Genomic DNA, 20,033 nt, shown 5'->3' with positions numbered 1-20,033 from the left:
CTCTTTATTGAGGTTTTTTTTACGTTATAATAGTAAGCATCGACTAATTGATACGGTAGTAGAGTTGATGCTAAAATTTTGAATATGCTGGAGGCATTTTATGAACAACCAAGAAATTGTACAAAAGTTATGGAATTTGTGTAATGTTTTGCGTGATGATGGAATCACTTATCAACAATATGTAACAGAGTTAACATTTATATTATTTTTAAAAATGATGAAAGAGCAACAAACAGAGGAAGTTATTCCAGAAGGATATCGATGGGATGACCTTACAAAAAAGGAAGGTATTGAACTAAAGACCTTTTATCAACGCTTATTATTAGAGCTAGGTAGCAGTGAAAATGAACGTCTTCGTTTGATTTATAGTGATGCAGCAACAAGTATTGAAGAGCCTAAAAACTTGGAAAAAATCATTAAATCAATTGATGCTCTTGATTGGTACAGTGCAAAAGAAGAAGGGTTAGGTAATCTTTATGAAGGACTACTCGAGAAAAATGCGAGTGAAACAAAGTCTGGAGCTGGACAATATTTTACGCCTCGTGTCCTGATTGATGTAATGGTTCAACTCGTTGACCCAAAAGTAGGGGAACGTTGTAATGACCCTGCTGCAGGAACATTAGGCTTTATGATTTCAGCTGACCAGTATTTGAAAAATAAAACAGATGATTATTTTGACCTTGACCCACAAGAAGCTGAATTCCAAAAAAAAGAAGCATTTAGTGGAATGGAGCTTGTAAAAGGCACACATCGTTTAGCATTAATGAATGCTTTACTCCATAATATTGAAGGGCGAATGGAAAATGGGGATTCTTTATCGAGCAATGGTAAATGGATGAAGAATTTTGATGTCATTTTGACAAATCCTCCGTTTGGTACAAAAAGAGGTGGAGAACGTGTGTCTCGGGATGATTTAACGTTTGAAACATCCAACAAGCAGTTAAATTTCTTACAGTTAATTTATAATGCCTTAAAGGACGATGGAAAAGCTCGTGCAGCAGTTGTTTTACCTGATAATGTTTTATTTGAGGGCGGAATAGGTGCGCAAATTCGTCGTGACTTAATGGATAAATGTAATCTGCACACTATCCTACGTTTACCAACGGGTATTTTCTATGCACAAGGTGTAAAAACAAATGTGCTGTTCTTTACAAGAGAAAAAACAGACAAAGGAAATACGAAAGATGTATGGGTTTATGACTTGAGAACAAATATGTCTTCATTTGGTAAGAGAAATCAATTAACGATGGCAAATTTTGAAAACTTCTTGAAAGCATATGTGGCAGAAGAACGTTCTAAAGTTGAAGATGAACGTTGGAATAAGTTTACACGTGAAGAAGTTGCGAAGAAGGATGACAGTTTAGATATTGGATTGATTGCAGATGAATCATTGTCTTCATATGAAAACTTACCAGACCCGATTGAATCAGTAGAAGAAGCGATTGTGAAACTTCAACAGGCGAAGGATTTATTAAGTGAAGTAGTTGAAGAGTTACGTGCTGTTGAAGAAAATGAGGTGGTCGTTAAGTGAGTAAGAAGAAAAAGACCATTGAAGAGTTGTTAGAAAAAGCTATAGTAACAGAGGAAGAGCAGGCATATGAAGTGCCAGATAATTGGATTTGGGTAAAAACTGAAACAACAAACGACATAGTTACAGGTTCTACCCCAGCTAAAAAACAGAGTGAATACTATGGTGGTGATTTTCCATTTGTTAAGCCAGCAGATTTAGAACAAGGTAGCGAAGTTGTATATGCTTCTGAATATTTAACCGATCAGGGCAAAGTCGTTTCCAGAATTATACCAAAAGAATCTACGATGGTGTGTTGTATAGGTTCTATTGGAAAGGTTGGGTTTAGCACTATTGAATGTACAACTAATCAACAAATAAATTCACTTGTGCCAAATAAAAAAATAATTAACCCAAAGTTTAACTATTATCAAGTATTAAATGGATTTTACCAAAATGAACTTTGGAATCGGTCTTCTGCTACAACAGTTTCAATATTAAATAAAGGAAAAATGAGTTTGATTCCTTATGTTCTTCCTCCTCTAAACGAACAAAAACAGATTGCTGATAAGGTAGAACGCCTCCTGAACAAAATGGATGCAGCAAATCAATTAATTGAAGAAGCGAAGAAATCGTTTGAACTTCGTCGAGCTGCTATTTTGGATAAGGCATTTCGTGGAGAGTTGACAAGAGAGTGGAGAGAAAGTACGCATGAATATATTTCAAAGAAACCTAATTTAGGTCCTTATAAATTGCCAATAGGATGGGAGTGGCTCAAGCTTGGTGAGCTAGGAGAATTAAAGAGAGGAAAATCAAAATATAGACCCAGAAATGATCCTAAATTATTTGGTGGAGAATACCCGTTTATTCAAACAGGTGATGTTGCTAGGGCTAAGGATTATGTGAAGGGCTTTTCTCAAACATTAAGTGAATTTGGATATAATCAGAGCAAATTGTTTCCAGTAGGTACTGTGTGTATTACAATCGCAGCCAATATCGGAGATACTGCTATACTAAAATTCCCTTGTTGTTTTCCTGACAGTGTCGTCGGATTTGTTCCCTTTGAAAAAAGTGTGTCGTCTGAATTTATTCATTACTATATAAGCACAATTAAAAATGATTTAGAACATTATGCTCCTGCTACAGCACAAAAAAACATAAATTTAAAAATTCTAAATGAAATATTAGTTCCAGTTCCTCCGTTAGAAGAACATGATGTCCTTATTAAAAAGGTTAGAAACATATTAGAAAAAGAAGATGAGGCGAAAAACCATTTAGCAGTTGAGAATGTTGTAGAAAGGGTTAAACAATCCATCCTCTCAAAAGCCTTCAAAGGTGAACTTGGTACAAACGACCCAAGAGAAGAGAATGCCTTTGAATTGCTGAAAGAGGTATTAAAGGAACAAGTGAAATAGTTAAAATGCATCCAATTAAATTGGGTGCTTTTTCTGATGATAAAACCACTGAACTGAGTACAATATATGTTTAAATATAATAGAACAAGCGAATAAATGATTAGATTTAATGAATTAATTGGGGTAAGTAAAGCTTTGTATAAATAGGCAGTTGATATTCCAAAAAGGAGAAATACAAATGGATAGTGTTTGCCATTCAAATAATACGCTAGTAAATAAGTATTTTTCAAAGCGTACTATTCAAGAAATTATTGCTTCAGAAAGCAATGTTGAAAATGTATGGAGTGAATTGTATAAATATTTAGGCAGATATTATCGGAATGAATATTATTACAAGAACACTTTATTTAATAAATTAGTGGTTGGAAAATACAGTCTTAATACTACTTACGCAATGAGCGAAGTTTCTATCAGCAAATCTCGAGCTGATTTTTTAGTAGTAAATAACAAAAAAGCCTTCATTTTTGAAATTAAGACTGAGCTAGATTCTCTCGATAAGTTGATTTATCAAATAGAGGACTACTATAAAGTTTGTTCAATTGTTTATATTTTAGTCTCTGAAGACAAATATTATCCTGCCTATAGGTTATTGAAAGATCATAAGGTCGGTATTTGTGTATTAACCAAGAGAAATAGTATAAGTGTACGTAAATTACCTGTACAAGATTTTTCTAAGTTGAAGCATGAGCAATTATTTAAGCTGTTAAGGAAAAAAGAATATGAAAGCTTAGTTGAAAAAGAATTTGGAGTTGATAAAAAAATCAAAGATGTTCAAAAATTCAAAGCGTATCTAAAAAAATTCAAGACCTTAGATATCAAATATGCACAAAAAATGGTATTTGTTCATTTAAATAGAAGGAAAAATGCTTCTAGTGCCGAATATATAAAAAAAGTACCGTTTGAGCTTAGATGGTTAGTCTATCAATCTAGTTTAAATAATGAAAAGTACGAACGGTTCTTAAAGAATATAGATGGAGGGGACTAAAATGTATTTTCCTTTTTTAAGAGGGAAACAAAATGAACTAATTGCTATTCGAGATTTAAATCAACAAGGAATTATGTCAGAACAGATTGTACCTGTAATCGAGCCAATAAAGTATTCTTCTACATTAATAACTACTATTGAGGCTTTTATTGAGTCAAAAAAAAGTCTAATAGTAGTTATTAATCCTGTTGTAGGCACTTTCAGAAATGATTTAGAGGAGAATGAGGGATATTTCTCACAAATTATTGAATTATTTAATAGTCCATTCATTACTATAGCCTATTACATGAACGGAAATTCTGAAGAAGAATTACCAGCAATAGTTCAAGAATTTAATGTTAGCTTAGAAGAGATTGCAATTATCCATCATGACATCTCACATTTAGATATTTATGAAACTGTGTTTAATGACCTAAAACCCAAGTATAATTTCATCCCAAGTGCTACTGAATTTAGAGTTAGATTCACAAATTTAAACGCAGTCCTGTTAACAAACCCATTTGTTAAGAGAGATAGAAATGCAGATTATTACGATATAGACGAGCCATTCTCCTCTGAACATCGCTATTATCTACAACAAGGCTTTCTTGGATTTTCAGATTATTCAATAGTAGGGTCAGAATTTTTGGAAGGTGGATTTGGAGCAATGGCGGTGGCTTTACATATTGTCTATGTAGATTCTCAAAACAATTTACGTGTTAGGCATTTCGTATCCGATTCGAATGAAGATAGAACAGACCCAGCAGGAAAGTTATCAGAGGCTTTAGTTAAATTAGCACAGTGGTATAGTACCACAGAGGATGACCAGTTAAATACAGTGGGTTTATTAACATTATTAAAACATAATGAAGCAGGGACTTCAACAAGTTTGGGGGTTGTAAAGAGGCTAAGTATTATGCATCATATTGAATTGTTGGATAACATATTATTCCCTGTTACGAATTAAGTCACAATGTAATATTCAATAAAATTTTTTGGAATATCTGATGCAAATAATTGAAAACATATAACGAATGCAAAGATTAATTGATGGTACAATATAAATACGTATAAAGCTTGGTCTCATCATTGTAGATAACTAGGTGATGATAATTGGCTTTAATAAAAAAAGACCCTAAAACAGGGAAATATCTATTTGTATTAGATGCAAGAAAAGACCCGTTGACTGGGAAGAGAAAGCAATTACGTAGAAGAGGCTTTGATACAAAAAAAGAAGCTCAAATTGCACTAGCAATTCTTCAAGTACAGGTAAACGAGTCAAAAGAAATTAGCAGTTCTCAATATACATTTCGTACGTATCTTGCACAATGGTTTGATTCCAAAAAGATTAAGCTTAAACCGAGTACAATCAAAAATTATGAAGAACAAATTCGGTACAATATTATTCCTCATATTGGTGAAGTGAGAGTAAATGAGTTTAACGAAACCATTTTACAAAACTTTATACAAGCTCTGTACGAGGACAGAGGACTTGCTCCAGCTACGATCCGAGCCACATATGGTATTGTGTCAGAGGTGCTTAGTAAGGCAGCTAGAAATGGACTTGTGAGTGATTTGATGTTGGATGATATATCACTCCCAAGATTGGAAAAGAAATTACGTGTCTGGACTGCGGAACAAGTTGCAACATTTTTGGATGCTCCAAACAAATTATTGGATTTGACAAGACATTTTATTGGCTTTAATATTTCCCTCCAAACAGGCATGAGAATGGGTGAAGTTCTTGGGTTGAGATGGAGTGATATTGATTTAGATAATAAAATGATTACTGTTCGACAAACACTAAATAAGATTAATGAGGGAAGAATGTATGGGTTAATGGCAGGGGGGAAAACGGTATCTGCCATGAGGAGCATTTACATTTCTGATTCACTTGCTGATAGCCTAAAAGCACATCGCCAGTTAACGAAGAAAGAAAAAGCGATCCAGCAACAGACCTACAGTGATCATGATTTAGTCGTGTGTACGAAAAATGGTAATTGGGTGCATCCTAACAATTTTAGACGTGCATTCAAAGTGACCGTTGATCAATTGGATATTCCAATAATAAGGCTGCATGATTTGCGCCATACCCATGCAACGTTTTTACTTGAGAATAAAGTGAATCCAAAGATCATTCAGGAGCGGCTAGGGCATAAAAATGTGAACATTACACTGAACACATACAGTCACGCATTACCGTCTATGCAGCTTGAAGCAGCGGGGGAATTTGACGGGTTTTTCTCTAGTTGTGACCAATCCAGTGACCAGTGACTTTCTAGTAATGGATTAATGGTGATATGACTAGGGATTTTACACGGCGACTTCCATGAGGACTGCATGAACATCATCATGAACGACCTTATCGAACTCATGGACCCTCGCTATATAGAAGTATGGGGGAAATTTACGCCAAGAGGCGGGATTTCGATTGATCCTTACACTAACTACGGCAAGCCGGGGACGAAGTATGAAGAGATGGCATTTCATCGTTTGATGAATCATGATATGTATCCGGAGACGGTTGATAATCGGTAAGCATTTTAGAGCGTTCCTTACACTTAGTGAGGGGCGTTTTTATTTTAAGCACAAATAAAGTTTTTATTTTCTAAGGTGATGAAAGGACTTCCAAATATATAGAAGTCCTTTTTGTGGAAGTCATTTCATGAACGCTGAATTGCAACAGTCAGCTTTTTAGCCAGTGATTATTGCAAGTGCAGATAATAAAAATAAAACAGTAAAACTCTCTATTAAAACTTCTATTGAAGAACTAATGGGTAAATGAAGTTGAACAATAAAAAGTAGATGATTAAAAAACTCATTAAGATATAGATGCTAAGCTTTTCATTTGTCCTCATAAAGTTAATATTGCTGATCTTCTATGTTAATTGAAGATGAAAGTCATAACCTGTATCTCTAACACAAAACATATTTTAAATCAGTATAAAACACTGAAAATTCCTTTTCATCAAGGAGTTATCGGTTTTTTTATTCCCAAGAGAACATGATTATTAGGGATAGTAAGAAACCATCCTTATAACAATTCATGTTAAGAAATGCATAACACCTAAACAAAATCCCCATAATGAGAAGACAGACTATAAAAGGGGTGCAATCCTATGAAAAATACAGAAGTACAAGCATGCTTACTTAACCTTAAAAAAGTCGAAAGCAGACTGATTGAGCAAATGATGAAAACAACTGATCTTAATCATAAACAAGCCTTTAACCAGGCAATGCTCACCATTGCAGAAGTCATCGAAGATATAAAAACCCGCCTGACTCAAATCGAGCAGCAGTAAAGGAGTCTTAGCATGCCAGAATGGCTGATCGTTATCATCAGAAGCATTTTTATGCTCATCGCCCTTTTCTTTGCGACCAAAATGCTTGGGAAAAAACAAATCTCCCAGCTTTCATTTTTTGAATATGTAGTCGGGATTACAGCAGGCAGTATCGGCGCTGAAGTGATTACCGGGCTTGACGAGAGCTTTATTCATGGAGTGCTTGGGATCGGAGCCTTTATCTCGCTTCCGGTTCTTGCTGATCGATTGTCTCTAAAAAGCAAAAAGCTTCGTGATTTCTTTGAGGGAAAAGGGACAGTGTTCATTCAGAATGGAAACGTGCTCGAAGAAAGCCTGAAAAAAGAAAAATATACAATTGATGAACTGATGGAACTTTTAAGGAAAAAGGATGTTTTCAACCTGTCAGACGTAGAGTTTGCCATTTTAGAACCTACAGGGGATTTAAATGTTCTTCTTAAAAGAGAAAAGCAGCCATTGACCCCAAGTGATATGCACATCGCGATTAATCCTCTAAAGGAGCCCTGTCTTGTCATCATGGATGGGAATATTATGAACGGAGCACTTGATTCAATCCGGAAGAGTGAAGAATGGCTCAGGGGGGAACTAGAGAAGAAATCTGTCAGGGTTGAGGATGTTTTCATCTGCCAGATTGATTCACACGGAGATTTATCACTGGATCTATACGATCATATCCGGATGGAAAAGCAACAGGACCCTATTGGTTTTATTAAAGCAGCTCTTGAAAGAAGCAAAGCAGATTTAGATCTTTTTGCTTTATCAGCTTCGAATGAAGAGGGAATGCTTTTGTATAAAAAAAACAGCGACAAGCTTAAGCAGGTGCTTCATTCACTGCAGCAAGTATAAGGCTATGTATGAATACTCATAGCCATACATAATGAAAAATTACTGAATAAATTTACGATTTTACAGCGGTTTTTTAACTCTTTACAGCCTGCCGGGTCATGCGTATAATGCGTTCTTGTGATTAAAAAATAAGCATAAGGAGGCATTTCGTATGAAAAAGATAATGAGCTTTTTCTTAATGAACTTGGGAGCTTTATTTGTTGCAGTAAATGTACATTTCTTTCTTTCACCAAACAGCTTAGCAACAGGCGGTGTAAGCGGAATGTCGATTGTATTGAACTCATTATTCCCTAACCTTTCAATCGGGTTATTTATGATACTTGTTAATATTATTTTGTTTGCTATTGGAATTGCATTTTTAGGATTTCAGTTTGGAGCCAAAACGGTTTATACAAGCTTTGCACTTTCCGGTTATGTTTGGCTGCTGGAATGGATTGCGCCTCTTTCAGGGCCATTAAGCGAGGATATCTTGATCCAGCTGATTATTGGCCAGTGTATCGCTGCAATTGGCATGGCAATTGTGTTCAATCAGCGTGCATCAACAGGTGGTACAGATATTATTGCGATGATCCTTAATAAATATTTCCGGATTGAAATCGGGCGTGCTGTCCTGTTTTCTGACCTGGCTGTTGCGTTGTCATCCGTTCTGTTGTTTGGACCGCAAATTGGTATGTATGCATTCTTCGGGGTTATTTTAAATGGCCTGATGATCGATTATACTTTGCAGCAATTCAATGCCAACAAAGAAGTCGTCATCATCAGCGAAAAAAGTGCTTTAATCAGAGCCTTTATCGTAGGTGAACTTGGCTGCGGCGCTACGATTCACACAGCAAAAGGGGCCTTCAAATACGATGACAAAGAAGTCATCACCACCATCCTGGGAAGAAAAGACCTCTCCAGATTAAAACGATACATCGGCAAAAAAGATGACAAAGCCTTCATCACCGTCCACACCATGAACGAAATACTTGGCCAGAACTTTAAACGTCTGGCTTAAACTGCGAAGTGCCTGTCACTTGTCGAAGACAAAGTGACAGGCACTTGTCATATTCTGTCGAGTAAACTGTGCTGCATAATGCAGGACAGTTTTTTTGTGTTTTTAAGGCTAAAAGGGATTAATTATTTCAGATTTGTTTGTTTTTTGGCTGTATATTCACTATAATAAGATCATAAATTAGATTGTACGGAAGGTGAGGTGAAGAGGGATGATGAATGAGTTGGCGTTTTCTGCGGCAGTGTTGGAATTTATTACGATTTGCTGTGGAATTTTTCATGCGTTTTTTCTTAAAGGGATAAGTCTGCCTTTTTTTAAACAAATGCACGAAACCAATTTCATTCAGAGATCTCTTATTGCCTCAGAAGAAGGAAAATAGTGTAGCAGTGTGTCCGAAGCACACTGGTCAGTCTATTCTATTTACGTAGCTGCAGGGGATAAGCTCCTGCAGCTATTTTTTTAGTCTGGAAAGAGATCTCTCAAACCATATTTGGGAGGTTCACCATGATTATATGCCAATTATATGAAGTGAAAAAACAATACAACGAGATCCCGGTTTTTGAGGGAGTCTCATTAGTCATAAAAAACAATGACCGGGTTGGTCTGGTAGGGCGGAACGGAAGCGGGAAATCAACTCTGTTTAAGCTAATTACCGGGGAAGAAGAAGCGGATGCGGGATCCATTACCCTGCAAAAGAACTGCAGAGTCGGAATCTTATCTCAAATACCTGACTTTCAGGAGCATAAGACGGGAAGAGCTTATCTTGAAAGTGCTTTTGAAGAGATTTTTACGATCCAAAAAAGACTTAGAGAGCTTGAAAAAGGATTTACAGAGGCTGAAAGTGAGGAAAAACTGAACCGGAGGATGATCGAATATGGAGCTCTTCAGGAAGAGCTTGAACAAAAAGGCGGATATGAAATCGAATCAAAAATAGATTCGGTTATAACGGGGCTTAAAATCGAACACCTTGAAAACCGGGAATTAGCTCAAATGAGCGGCGGTGAAAAAACGAAGATCGGTCTTAGTCTTTTGCTTCTTCAAAAGCCGGATCTATTGCTGCTTGATGAACCGACGAATCATCTTGATCTTGAGTCCATTGAATGGCTTGAGCAATTTCTTCAGCAATATAAGGGGGCAGTTATCGTCATTTCCCATGACCGTTATTTTCTGGATCATACCGTAAACAAAATTGCTGACCTGGAGGATGGGGAAATAACAATTTATCCGTGCAGCTATACAGCTTATGTAAAACAAAAAGAAGAAAAGCTGATGCATGAATTCCATGCCTACGAAGAACAGCAGAAGAAAATTAAAAAAATGAAGGAAGCCATTAAACGTCTCAGACAATGGGCGAACGAATCAAGTCCTCCGAGTGAAAAGCTTTTTCGAAAAGCGAAATCGATGGAGAAAGCACTGGCAAAGATTGACGTGCTTAAAAAACCGGTACTTGAACAAAAAACAATGAATCTTTCTTTTCAGGCAGGTGATCGCAGCGGTAAGGATGTTCTCACTATTCAGGAGATTGAAAAGGGATATCAGGAGCTGCTTTTTAAAGACCTCAATTTATCCCTTTACTATAAAGACCGTATGGCGATTGTAGGAAGCAATGGCTCGGGTAAGTCAACGCTGTTTTCAATGATCCTTGGCAGCAATTTACCTGATAAAGGTCAAATAAAACGAGGAAGCAGCTGTAAAATCGGTTATCTGTCCCAGGATGCTCTTGAATTCGAACCGTCAGACAGGGTAATCGACTTGTTTAGAAGGGATGTACCTGTCAGCGAAGCAGAGGCTAGACATAAGCTCGCGACCTTCTTGTTTTACGGTGCAAATGTATTTAACAGGATCTCAGGGCTAAGCGGGGGAGAACGAATGAGGTTAAGGCTTGCAGTCCTCATGCATCAGCCATGTAACCTGCTGCTTCTTGACGAACCGACCAATCACCTGGATATTGAATCTCAGGAAGTACTAGAGGAAGCCTTAACCGGCTTTGAGGGAACCATTTTAGCGATATCCCATGATCGTTATTTTCTTAATAATGTATTCACACGGACGGCATGGCTTGAAAATCGGCAGCTGACTCTTTTTGAAGGCCCCTACGATTGGGCAAAGGAAAAAAGAAGCGCACAGAAGCAGGAAGAATTAAATTTTCCGGTTCAAAAGTCGCCAAAGAAAAGAGTACGGAAGATCATTCAGCCTATTTCCGAGGAAATAACGGAGGAAGATTTGCTTAAAAAGCTTGAAGAGCTTGAACAATCGATTTCAAGCCTGGAGAAACAATTAAATGAGACTACAGATTTAGAAGAAACTCAGCAGCTTTATGGCAAAAAGACACAATTAGAGGAAGAATACAGCAGACTGTACCAACGTATATCGTAAAGCCGGTAAGCTGTCACTTTTTTGAACGATTCTTTAACAAAATAGCTTGATTGTGCATGCTATGATAAAGAAAGTCAAATCAAACTATTGAAAAGGGTCGTTTATCATGAATAGAGAAACGCTTATTGAAAAGGCAGATGAATTTATTCAGCTTTTTTACACTGAGTCCGGCTTGAGTGATGAAGCATGTCAGAAGCGCAAAACAGAAATTAAAAACTCAATCATGGATAACGGTATATATACTCACACATTAGAGGAGCTTACGTTTGGTGCACGTGCTGCGTGGCGAAACAGTAATCGCTGTATTGGCCGTCTTTTTTGGAACAGCTTAGAGGTTATTGATGCAAGAGATGCAGCTTCAAAAGAAGAAGTAAAAGAAATGCTGCTGAAGCATATTGAATTTGCTACGAACAATGGGAAAATCCGATCAACAGTGACTGTTTTTTCTCCAAGAGGGCAGGGAAGAGATCCTGTGCGTATCCTTAACCACCAATTAATTCGCTACGCAGGATACTCTCAGCAGGGTGGCACGGTTGTCGGTGACCCGCATTCCATTCAATTTACGGAGTTTTGTGAATCAATAGGATGGAAAGGAGAGGGGACACATTTCGATGTCCTGCCGATCGTTGTTCAGCTAAATGAAGAAGAGCCTTTTTACTTTGACATTCCTTCATCAATGGTAAAGGAAGTCAAAATCACTCATCCTGAGATAACGGGTATAGAGGAACTTGGGTTGAAGTGGTATGCTGTTCCCATTATTTCTGAAATGAAATTAGAGATCGGCGGAATTGAGTACATCGCTGCTCCTTTTAATGGCTGGTACATGGAAACAGAAATCGGAGCACGTAATTTTGCTGATGATTACCGCTACAATCAGCTGCCGGCAGTAGCAGAAAAGATGGGCTTATCCAATCAATACCAATCATCTCTTTGGAAAGACCGAGCTTTAATCGAACTGAATCAGGCTGTGCTTTATTCTTATAAAAAAGCGGGGGTCAGCATTACGGATCATCATACGGCAGGCAGTCAATTCGCCTTGTTTGAAGAAAGAGAAAAGCAGGCGGGAAGAGAGGTAACAGGCGACTGGACATGGCTTATTCCGCCAGTTTCGCCTGCTTCCTCCCACATTTTTCACAAGCGTTATAAAAATAAGTGGAACTCGCCAAATTTCTTTTACCAGCCGTCTTTCTATAAATCCGACTTAGCCAAAAAAGAATCCGGCTGTCCATTTCTCAGCCGAAAATAAGAGACCCCGCGGGGTCTCTTATTTTATACCTTATAATTCTGAAGCCAGAATAACTTCTCCTTCAGGTGTTTGACTGTCTGCATCGGGCTCGTGGGAAATTGCGATGGTATTCCACTGCTCGGGATTAAAATTCTCCATCGTAAAGACTACTGTTCCGTCACCCGTTTCACTTGAGACAAATGTACCAGCTCTTTGAGGAGTATCCGGTGAGTCTCCTTCTATCAGCCAGACCTGGTATACCTCATTATCCCGAAGGGGCCCGAGGGAGGAGGCGTTTATGACGACACTTACTTCAGAGCCGCGGCGGACAATTGAAGCAGTACCGGCGGGAGCCGCCTCTTCGGTGTTAACAGGTGAAAGTGTGACAAATTGCATTAATTCATCAATCGTTTCCTGTGATTGTGTCAGCTCCGTTGATTGCTGCTGAAGCTGATTGAATAAAAACACATTCCCTCCGAGGGAAAGAAGAAAAGCAGCAGCTGCTGGCAAAACCCATTTTTTAGATGGGAATTTCTTAACAGGCGCTTTTTCTGCGTGTGTAAAAGGTGAAATTGCCTGAGTCTGGTTTGATTCATCATCTTTTTCAGCTTTGCTTGTTTCATCTTCCTTAAACACTGCAGCAAGGGTGCGTTCTTTCATTCCTTCAGGCGGTGTGACCGGCTCTGAATCGTATGGCAATTCATCGATTAACGCATTCCATTCATTAAGCTCTTCCTGGCATTCAGTACAAGTGTTTAAGTGCTCTTCAAATGCCTTTTTTTCTTCTCCGGATAAATGTCCGTTAAAATAATCAATAAGCTGATCGCAGTGAGCTCTGTTAGTAGCCATTAACTTTTCCTCCTTCCTCGTTGATATGGGTTCGCAGATGTTTAAGTGCCAATCGTATCCGTCCTTTAACTGTCCCAAGAGGCAATCCGGTTCGGACAGCTATTTTTTCGTGTGTAAGCCCTTGAAAATAAAAGAGCTCAATAATCTGTTTCTGGTCTTTCTTGAGTCTTTGAACTGCCCTTCGCACAAGCTGGCTTTGTTCTTTTACTTCCAAAAGCTCTCCCGGGCTGTCAGCTGCTTCCTGAGGAGAATCCCGTTCCTCATACTCAACAGTCGGTTTATTCGCCTGTTTTCGAAGGAAATCAAGGGCGGTATTTCTGGTCATGGTAAGAAGCCAGGAAGAAAATTTTCCTTTTTCACTGCTGTAGGGGGAGTGAGGGTTCCAAAGCTTGATAAACACTTCCTGTACAACCTCTTCAGCGAGTTCCGGGTCTTTTGTCATCCGGTAGGCAAAGGAATAAACAAGCTTCTCATACCGGTCATATAAGGCTTCTAACGCTTTTTTGTCACCATTGACAAGATTTTGGTACAAATCAAGATCGCGAGGTTCCGTCATAGCAAACTCCTTTGTTGGGAAATAAGATAGTACTATCATACTGGAACCATTCTCAGATAACAATTTCTATTAAGCTAACGCGCACATAGAGAAAATAGATCAGTTTTTTAAACAAAAGTTCTTACCCTAACCCAAAGCATTTAAACATAAAAAACAGCGAAATCATAGTGAAATCGCTGTTTTTTTACTATATTTTTGGAATCAGAAAATTATCTGGTTGCTTTTTGAAGCTTATGAATTACTGCAAGAGATTTGCCTGTACCGATTGCTACAGATTCAAGCGGGTTTGGTGCAATATGAACTGGAACGACGATTTCCTTACTCAGCCATTCCTGAAGTCCGTTAAGAAGGGCTCCTCCGCCGGAAAGAATAACCCCGCGGTCTACAATGTCTCCACTTAGTTCCGGAGGGCAATTTTCAAGGGTAGCGCGAATTGCTTCAAGAACGCTAAGCAGTGACTCCTGAATCGCAACCTGTACTTCTGTTGAAGTTAACGAAATCGTTTTTGGAAGACCGGTTACAAGGTCACGGCCGCGGATATCCATTTCTATGCTTGTATGTTCAATTGGCGCATAGCCAATTTCCATTTTAATTTGTTCAGCTGTCCGTTCACCGATAAGAAGATTATAGGATTTACGGATATATTGAATAATATCTTCATCCATTTTATCCCCGGCTACACGAATCGTATTGCAGGAAACAACACCGCCATACGAAATAATGGCAACTTCAGTAGTCCCGCCGCCAATATCAACGATAACATTTGCTACAGGCTCGCCTACTGGCAGATCTGCACCAATTGCAGCTGCAACCGGCTCCTCGATCAGGTGAACGTTCTTCGCGCCGCTGTTTTTTACTGCATCATGAATCGCACGTCGTTCTACAGAGGTTGCTCCGGATGGCGTGCAAACCACCACGCTTGGTTTACGAAGGGAAAAGCCGAGCTTCTTACCGATAGTTCCCATAATATGCTTCAGCATATCCGTTGTCACATCAAAATCAGCAATTACACCATCCTTTAAAGGTCTTACGGCAACGATATTGCCTGGTGTTTTACCAATCATGTTTTTAGCGTCATGTCCTACTGCGAGAACTTTTTTAGTATTTACATCAATGGCAACCACAGATGGTTCATTCATAATTATTCCTTTATTTTTACTATAAACAAGGATATTTGCAGTCCCTAAGTCAATTCCGATTTCAGCGTTCGATAACATATAAAATTCCTCCGATATTTTTTTATAGTGTAATAGTCTTGGTTAAATGGCACGTTCACAATGCCGGGAAATTAGGCTGGTGTTCTTTGTTTCGTTTTATGTTGTTCTTGTGTTCACTTAAATTAAAGCCTATTCCCTAAGAGATATGAAGCGTTGCCCAGTTTACTCTCCCGTGTAGTATAGACTATTTTCCGGGTTAGGTGGAGAGTCGAATGTTGGGGAAATTGTATATTACAAGAAACTGCCTAGTAATTCGAAAAAGCAACAGAGAGAGAAAGGTGATATTAGAGGGGATAAAGCGATTTCAGTTTAAGAGTTTGATCTGGTGATGTAATAAAAGAATAATCTTTCTGTAACGTAAGGGAGCCCGATACTATAGAGAAGATGGGCTGATTTTGTGGATTTAGGGAAAAACAGGATGAATTCTGTGGGATTCGGGTTAGCAAAAATCAAGAGTTTGAGGGAAAAAAGAAGGGTATGCGGGTTTCGATTTTCCCTCTCTTGTTTTTAATTTTTATTTTCTTTTGTGAAAAAGGCTGCAAGTTCCTGACTATGCAGTTTTCTTGCTTTTCTGTGAGCGGCACGGCCTTCTGCTGATTTGTTAAGCCACTTTTCTTCCTCAGTCTGAGCAATAACTTGAGGAACCTGAACGGGCTTTCCCTCCTCATTGATCGCTACAAAGGTTAAAAATGAAATAGCTGCGACAGATTGCTCTCCTGTTAATAGCTTTTCAGCTGTAACCCGGACAAATACCTCCATAGAGCTTCTGCCGGTGTAGGATACAAAAGCTTCAAGTGTAACTGCATCACCAACTGTAATCGGCTTTAGAAAGTCCACAGAGTCGGTGGAGGCAGTCACTACAGGTGAACGCGCTAATTTGACAGCAGCAATTGAAGCCACATTATCAATATAGCTCATTAGCTTCCCGCCAAATAAGGTACCATGATGATTGGTATCAGGAGGGAGTACATGGCTCGTTTGGATGGTTCGCGTTTCGCTCATGAATTTTTGATCTTGCATTGTGGATTCTCCTCACTCTTCAGGTTTGTGCTAGTAAATAAAAAACATTGGCCGTGGGCCAATGTTTTTTATGATTTTGGTTTTGGATCTACTTTTTCAGCGTCTTTAGAATTAAGCGGAATGCGCAGGAAATACATTAAAGCTCCCCCTACAAGACCGATCATTGCTACAAAGCCAAGTAAAACAGTAGTCATCTGAAGCATAATTAATAGCCTCCTCTCAAAAAAACAACTCTGGTTGATTAGTTCAAGTATAAATGATTCATCACCTATTAGTAAAATGATTTCTTAGAGAAAGCTCTTAAAGAGTAAATATGGCAGGGACAGAGGTTTTAAGTTACGCTCCTCGGATCGTAAGCCACTCATCCATTCAGGCAAAAAGCGTCTGATTGGCTGATCGTCTTACGTCTGTCGGAGCTAAACGCCCGCTTCCGCTTTTAGTAATATCCAGCTCCACCGGGCAGGGGCTCGAGTCATAAGGCAGCCTGCCCAATAGGCAAAAAGCGCCTATCTGTGCAGGCTGCCTTATGCTTGTCGCCCCAACCGCCCGCTTCCGCTTTTAGAATGCCCAGTCACCGTTTCGGAAGATTGGTTCTCTTTGGCCGTCTTTGGTGATGCCGTCGATGTCCATTTGGTCTGAGCCGATCATGAAGTCGACATGGGTGATGCTGCTGTTTAGGCCGCTGTTTGCCAGTTCTTCTTCGTTCATATTTTTGCCGCCTTCGATACAGAATGCATAAGCGCTGCCGATCGCAAGGTGGTTGGAGGCATTTTCGTCAAAAAGTGTATTGTAGAACAGAACATTTGATTGGGAGATTGGTGACTGATGCGGTACCAATGCGACTTCTCCTAATCTGTGAGAGCCTTCATCTGTTTCAATCAATTTTGTCAGAATTTCCTGGCCTTCATCTGCTTTTATATCAACAATTCGCCCGTTTTCAAACGTTAATGTAAAACCGTCTATAATGTTTCCACCATAGCTTAAAGGCTTAGTATTGGTTACTGTGCCGTTTACTCCATCCTTATGAGGGACTGTGAATACTTCTTCTGTCGGCATATTGGCCATGAATGTATGTCCTTTTTCATTTACGCTTCCTGCACCAGCCCAAAGATGGCCTTCCGGCAGATCAATGACTAAATCAGTGCCAGGCGCCGTGTAGTGCAGCTTGCTGTAGCGTTTGGTATTAAGATAATCCGCCTTTTCATGAAGAGTTTTATCATGAGTAATCCATGCTTCAACCGGATTTTCCTGATCCACACGAACCGCTTTAAAGATCGCATTCCATAATGCCTCAACAGCATCTTCGTCGCTATTCTCAGGGAATACTTTTTTTGCCCAGCCAACTGAAGGTGCTGCGATCACTGTCCAGCTCACCTTATCTGACTGAATATATTTGCGGTATTGAGATAGAGCCTTTCCAGCTGCACGTTGAAATGCAGATATTTTCTCTGGGTTTACCCCTTTTAGCAAATCAGGGCTTGCAGATACGATATTCATAAATGCAGCGCCTTCTTTTGCCATTTGTTCTCTTTCAACACGCTTCCAATCAGGAAACTCTCCAAAGGAATCTTCAGGGGCAAGGTCGTAGCGCATCCGGCTGACTTCATCATCTGACCAATCAACAAAAACCTGCTTTGCGCCAGCTTCATAGGCCTTTTTAGTCACCAGGCGTACGAATGGGGCATTATCAATTGTGGCCCCGATGTAAAGCCATTGGTTTGGCTGAATATTTACTCCAACCTTAACAGCGAGATCTGCATATTTTTCTAAGAGTTCATTATGTGTCATTTTGTAGTCTCCTTTTTATGTATATAGGTACCCTTTTATTTTACCAATTAATTAAAATTTTCACACCTTTGAGATGAAAATGAGCTGTTTCTCTCAAAGTTCTAAAACGAAAGGAAATGAAGCCGATATAAACTAAGTAAGCATGAATATTGTGAATGTAGGTGAACAGATTGGATAAATCCACAGTTTTTGGAATTGTATTTGGATTTTTAGCTATCGGAATCGGAATTGTGTTGAAGGGTGTAGATCCAGGAGCTTTGTTGAATGGACCGGCTCTATTAATCATTGTTTTAGGAACAGTGGCTTCCGTAACAATAGCATTTCCAATGTCAGAGCTTAAACGTGTACCGGCACTTTTTGGTATTTTATTTAAAGAAAAAAAATCGAACGATGTAAAGGAAGTTATTCGCCTGTTTGGAGAATGTGCTGAGATCGCTAGAAAAGAGGGTTTGCTTGCTCTTGAATCAAAAACAATTGAAATAGAGGATCCTTTTTTGAAAAATGGACTTGGTTTAGCGATTGATGGACAAAATGCGGACTATATTGGAGATGTGCTGGCAGAAGAAGTCAATGCAATGGAAGACCGGCATTTATCCGGAGCGGCCATTTTTTCTCAGGCCGGGACGTATGCGCCGACACTAGGTGTTTTGGGAGCGGTAGTCGGTCTTATCGCTGCACTTGGCGACATGAATGACACAGATGCACTCGGACATGCAATTTCTGCAGCCTTTATTGCCACGCTGCTTGGAATTTTTACAGGCTATGTTCTTTGGCATCCGTTTGCTAATAAGCTTAAACGTAAGTCAACACAGGAAGTTATGATAAAAAACATGATGATTGAAGGAATCTTATCTGTATTAGAAGGCGAATCACCAAAAGTGATTGAAAGTAAGCTTGCTTCGTATCTTCCGTCTAAAGAACGTGAAAAGCTATTGAATGATGAGGGAGAGAGTCGTCATGCCGAGGCGTAAGAGGCATAAAAAGCACGAAGAGCATGTAGATGAGTCCTGGCTTTTGCCCTACGCAGATCTTCTTACATTGCTTTTAGCTCTATTTATCGTCCTATTTGCAAGCAGCAGTGTAGATCAGGTGAAATTCCAAAATATGTCCCAGGTATTTACTGATATATTTTCCGGGGGAGAAAATGTCCTTGATTACGCAAGCTTAATTCCGAAAAATGAGAATGAAGATCAGAGTAATCCAATCGAAGGCGCCAGTGCTGAAACATTGGATATGACTGAACAACAAAGGATCATCGAGGAGTTTTTGAAGGAACAGGCGGACTTAGAATCAGCGATCGCTCAGGATCAGGCAGAGCTGCTTGCGATTCAGCGGGCAATCGATGCTTATATAGAGCAGAATAATTTATCTGACCAATTTGCCACTAAACTGACAGATGAAGGGCTTCTTTTAACGATTCGTGACAGTGTGCTTTTTTCTTCCGGCTCAGCGTCTGTTCAGGAATCGTATAAATCTGTAGCAGAAGAGGTTGCCCGGCTGCTCGAATTTGATCCCCCGCGAAATGTGATCATCTCAGGACATACAGATAATGTACCTATAGGAAATGCTGCCTTTTCTTCCAATTGGGAACTTAGTGTTATGCGCGCAGTCAATTTTATGAAGCTTGTTATTGATAATCCTGCTCTTGATCCAAGATGGTTCAGTGCCAAGGGGTTTGGGGAATTCCAACCGATTGCCCCCAATGATTCTGAAGACGGAAGAGCAAGAAACAGGCGTGTGGAGATATTAATATTACCCCGGGTTTAAATCAAATTTACGTTGATGCTGGGACAAAACGATTAATTTATAAACGTGAGGTGAACGGAGCGGAAGGGGGCGACTCCTGCGGGAGGAAGCGGGAGCTTGAGATCCACTTGCTGAAAGCAAGTTAGCTCAAGCACCGCCCCGCGGAAAGCGTCCCCCTGAAGCGCAGTGAACCGGGTTTAAGAGGGTGAG

The 20,033-nt window shown here is 39.3% G+C and carries 19 protein-coding genes and 1 pseudogene; 14 read left to right on the top strand and 6 right to left on the bottom strand.

Going from position 1 to position 20,033, the window contains the following annotated elements:
• The first annotated feature begins 100 nt into the window (after nt 1-100).
• From C4B60_RS18340 to C4B60_RS18290, 12 genes and pseudogenes are all read left to right on the top strand, one after another.
• The gene (locus C4B60_RS18340) at nt 101-1,531 is read left to right on the top strand and encodes a class I SAM-dependent DNA methyltransferase (protein ID WP_104059494.1); all 1,431 of its coding nucleotides are present in this window, start codon (nt 101-103) and stop codon (nt 1,529-1,531) included.
• Nucleotides 1,528-2,922, top strand: a complete 1,395-nt coding sequence (locus C4B60_RS18335; RefSeq protein ID WP_104059493.1) for a restriction endonuclease subunit S — start codon at nt 1,528-1,530, stop codon at nt 2,920-2,922. The genes C4B60_RS18340 and C4B60_RS18335 overlap by 4 nt, the downstream gene beginning before the upstream one ends.
• A 178-nt stretch (nt 2,923-3,100) precedes the next feature.
• Nucleotides 3,101-3,907: a sce7726 family protein gene (locus tag C4B60_RS18330; RefSeq protein WP_104059492.1), complete on the top strand. Its 807-nt coding sequence runs from the start codon at nt 3,101-3,103 to the stop codon at nt 3,905-3,907.
• A 1-nt stretch (nt 3,908) separates the two neighbouring features.
• Entirely contained in the window at nt 3,909-4,853 is a 945-nt protein-coding gene (locus tag C4B60_RS18325; RefSeq protein ID WP_104059491.1) for a sce7725 family protein, read from the top strand.
• 146 nt (nt 4,854-4,999) lie between these two features.
• Nucleotides 5,000-6,160: a site-specific integrase gene (locus C4B60_RS18320; protein WP_104059490.1), complete on the top strand. Its 1,161-nt coding sequence runs from the start codon at nt 5,000-5,002 to the stop codon at nt 6,158-6,160.
• 42 nt (nt 6,161-6,202) lie between these two features.
• Nucleotides 6,203-6,424: pseudogene (locus C4B60_RS18315) on the top strand (tunnelling fold family protein); the annotation flags it as partial.
• A gap of 581 nt (nt 6,425-7,005) precedes the next feature.
• Nucleotides 7,006-7,188 carry a DUF1657 domain-containing protein gene (locus C4B60_RS18310; RefSeq protein ID WP_104059489.1) on the top strand — a complete coding sequence of 61 codons (183 nt, stop codon included), beginning with the start codon at nt 7,006-7,008 and terminating at the stop codon, nt 7,186-7,188.
• A 12-nt stretch (nt 7,189-7,200) separates the two neighbouring features.
• The gene (locus C4B60_RS18305; RefSeq protein WP_104059488.1) at nt 7,201-8,052 is read left to right on the top strand and encodes a DUF421 domain-containing protein; all 852 of its coding nucleotides are present in this window, start codon (nt 7,201-7,203) and stop codon (nt 8,050-8,052) included.
• Nucleotides 8,053-8,203: 151 nt separating this feature from the next.
• The gene (locus C4B60_RS18300; protein WP_104059487.1) at nt 8,204-9,049 is read left to right on the top strand and encodes a YitT family protein; all 846 of its coding nucleotides are present in this window, start codon (nt 8,204-8,206) and stop codon (nt 9,047-9,049) included.
• 208 nt (nt 9,050-9,257) lie between these two features.
• Nucleotides 9,258-9,425 (top strand): RAxF-45 family protein, encoded by a 168-nt coding sequence (locus C4B60_RS22005; protein ID WP_425331180.1) that lies wholly within the window; start codon nt 9,258-9,260, stop codon nt 9,423-9,425.
• 125 nt (nt 9,426-9,550) lie between these two features.
• Nucleotides 9,551-11,422, top strand: a complete 1,872-nt coding sequence (gene abc-f, locus C4B60_RS18295; protein ID WP_104059486.1) for a ribosomal protection-like ABC-F family protein — start codon at nt 9,551-9,553, stop codon at nt 11,420-11,422.
• Between the two features lie 106 nt (nt 11,423-11,528).
• Nucleotides 11,529-12,668: a nitric oxide synthase oxygenase gene (locus tag C4B60_RS18290; RefSeq protein WP_104059485.1), complete on the top strand. Its 1,140-nt coding sequence runs from the start codon at nt 11,529-11,531 to the stop codon at nt 12,666-12,668.
• A gap of 30 nt (nt 12,669-12,698) precedes the next feature.
• On the opposite strand, the gene C4B60_RS18285 is transcribed toward C4B60_RS18290, so the two are convergent.
• From C4B60_RS18285 to C4B60_RS18265, 6 genes are all read right to left on the bottom strand, one after another.
• Entirely contained in the window at nt 12,699-13,496 is a 798-nt protein-coding gene (locus C4B60_RS18285; RefSeq protein WP_104059484.1) for an anti-sigma factor, read from the bottom strand.
• Nucleotides 13,486-14,052, bottom strand: coding sequence for an RNA polymerase sigma factor (locus C4B60_RS18280; RefSeq protein ID WP_104059483.1), 567 nt, complete (start codon nt 14,050-14,052; stop codon nt 13,486-13,488). Before C4B60_RS18280 ends, C4B60_RS18285 begins: the two co-directional genes overlap by 11 nt.
• Nucleotides 14,053-14,261: 209 nt before the next feature.
• Nucleotides 14,262-15,269: a rod-share determining protein MreBH gene (gene mreBH, locus C4B60_RS18275; RefSeq protein ID WP_104059482.1), complete on the bottom strand. Its 1,008-nt coding sequence runs from the start codon at nt 15,267-15,269 to the stop codon at nt 14,262-14,264.
• A gap of 507 nt (nt 15,270-15,776) precedes the next feature.
• The gene (locus tag C4B60_RS18270; RefSeq protein WP_104059481.1) at nt 15,777-16,289 is read right to left on the bottom strand and encodes an acyl-CoA thioesterase; all 513 of its coding nucleotides are present in this window, start codon (nt 16,287-16,289) and stop codon (nt 15,777-15,779) included.
• A gap of 68 nt (nt 16,290-16,357) precedes the next feature.
• Nucleotides 16,358-16,492 (bottom strand): hypothetical protein, encoded by a 135-nt coding sequence (locus C4B60_RS21910; RefSeq protein ID WP_280632286.1) that lies wholly within the window; start codon nt 16,490-16,492, stop codon nt 16,358-16,360.
• 355 nt (nt 16,493-16,847) lie between these two features.
• Nucleotides 16,848-18,077 carry an aminopeptidase gene (locus tag C4B60_RS18265; RefSeq protein ID WP_104059480.1) on the bottom strand — a complete coding sequence of 410 codons (1,230 nt, stop codon included), beginning with the start codon at nt 18,075-18,077 and terminating at the stop codon, nt 16,848-16,850.
• Nucleotides 18,078-18,247: 170 nt separating this feature from the next.
• On the opposite strand from C4B60_RS18265, the gene motA reads away from it, so the two are divergent.
• Nucleotides 18,248-19,048 carry a flagellar motor stator protein MotA gene (motA, locus tag C4B60_RS18260; RefSeq protein WP_104059479.1) on the top strand — a complete coding sequence of 267 codons (801 nt, stop codon included), beginning with the start codon at nt 18,248-18,250 and terminating at the stop codon, nt 19,046-19,048.
• On the top strand, nt 19,035-19,844 hold the full coding sequence (motB, locus tag C4B60_RS18255) for a flagellar motor protein MotB (protein WP_104059478.1): 810 nt from the start codon (nt 19,035-19,037) through the stop codon (nt 19,842-19,844). The genes motA and motB overlap by 14 nt, the downstream gene beginning before the upstream one ends.
• Nucleotides 19,845-20,033 lie beyond the last annotated feature (189 nt).

The sequence above is a fragment of the Jeotgalibacillus proteolyticus genome, assembly GCF_002926065.1.
Taxonomy (GTDB): Bacteria; Bacillota; Bacilli; order Bacillales; family Jeotgalibacillaceae; genus Jeotgalibacillus; species Jeotgalibacillus proteolyticus.
This window is presented reverse-complemented; position numbering and strand designations above follow the sequence as displayed.

What these genes read in the sequence shown, in the direction of transcription:
- C4B60_RS18340 (WP_104059494.1), top strand. Translation starts at nt 101, where the DNA reads ATGAACAACCAAGAAATTGTACAAAAGTTATGGAATTTGTGTAATGTT.
- C4B60_RS18330 (WP_104059492.1), top strand. Translation starts at nt 3,101, where the DNA reads ATGGATAGTGTTTGCCATTCAAATAATACGCTAGTAAATAAGTATTTT.
- C4B60_RS18325 (WP_104059491.1), top strand. Translation starts at nt 3,909, where the DNA reads ATGTATTTTCCTTTTTTAAGAGGGAAACAAAATGAACTAATTGCTATT.
- C4B60_RS18310 (WP_104059489.1), top strand. Translation starts at nt 7,006, where the DNA reads ATGAAAAATACAGAAGTACAAGCATGCTTACTTAACCTTAAAAAAGTC.
- C4B60_RS18305 (WP_104059488.1), top strand. Translation starts at nt 7,201, where the DNA reads ATGCCAGAATGGCTGATCGTTATCATCAGAAGCATTTTTATGCTCATC.
- C4B60_RS18300 (WP_104059487.1), top strand. Translation starts at nt 8,204, where the DNA reads ATGAAAAAGATAATGAGCTTTTTCTTAATGAACTTGGGAGCTTTATTT.
- C4B60_RS22005 (WP_425331180.1), top strand. Translation starts at nt 9,258, where the DNA reads ATGATGAATGAGTTGGCGTTTTCTGCGGCAGTGTTGGAATTTATTACG.
- abc-f (WP_104059486.1), top strand. Translation starts at nt 9,551, where the DNA reads ATGATTATATGCCAATTATATGAAGTGAAAAAACAATACAACGAGATC.
- C4B60_RS18290 (WP_104059485.1), top strand. Translation starts at nt 11,529, where the DNA reads ATGAATAGAGAAACGCTTATTGAAAAGGCAGATGAATTTATTCAGCTT.
- C4B60_RS18285 (WP_104059484.1), bottom strand. Translation starts at nt 13,496, where the DNA reads ATGGCTACTAACAGAGCTCACTGCGATCAGCTTATTGATTATTTTAAC.
- C4B60_RS18280 (WP_104059483.1), bottom strand. Translation starts at nt 14,052, where the DNA reads ATGACGGAACCTCGCGATCTTGATTTGTACCAAAATCTTGTCAATGGT.
- mreBH (WP_104059482.1), bottom strand. Translation starts at nt 15,269, where the DNA reads ATGTTATCGAACGCTGAAATCGGAATTGACTTAGGGACTGCAAATATC.
- C4B60_RS18270 (WP_104059481.1), bottom strand. Translation starts at nt 16,289, where the DNA reads ATGCAAGATCAAAAATTCATGAGCGAAACGCGAACCATCCAAACGAGC.
- C4B60_RS21910 (WP_280632286.1), bottom strand. Translation starts at nt 16,492, where the DNA reads ATGCTTCAGATGACTACTGTTTTACTTGGCTTTGTAGCAATGATCGGT.
- C4B60_RS18265 (WP_104059480.1), bottom strand. Translation starts at nt 18,077, where the DNA reads ATGACACATAATGAACTCTTAGAAAAATATGCAGATCTCGCTGTTAAG.
- motB (WP_104059478.1), top strand. Translation starts at nt 19,035, where the DNA reads ATGCCGAGGCGTAAGAGGCATAAAAAGCACGAAGAGCATGTAGATGAG.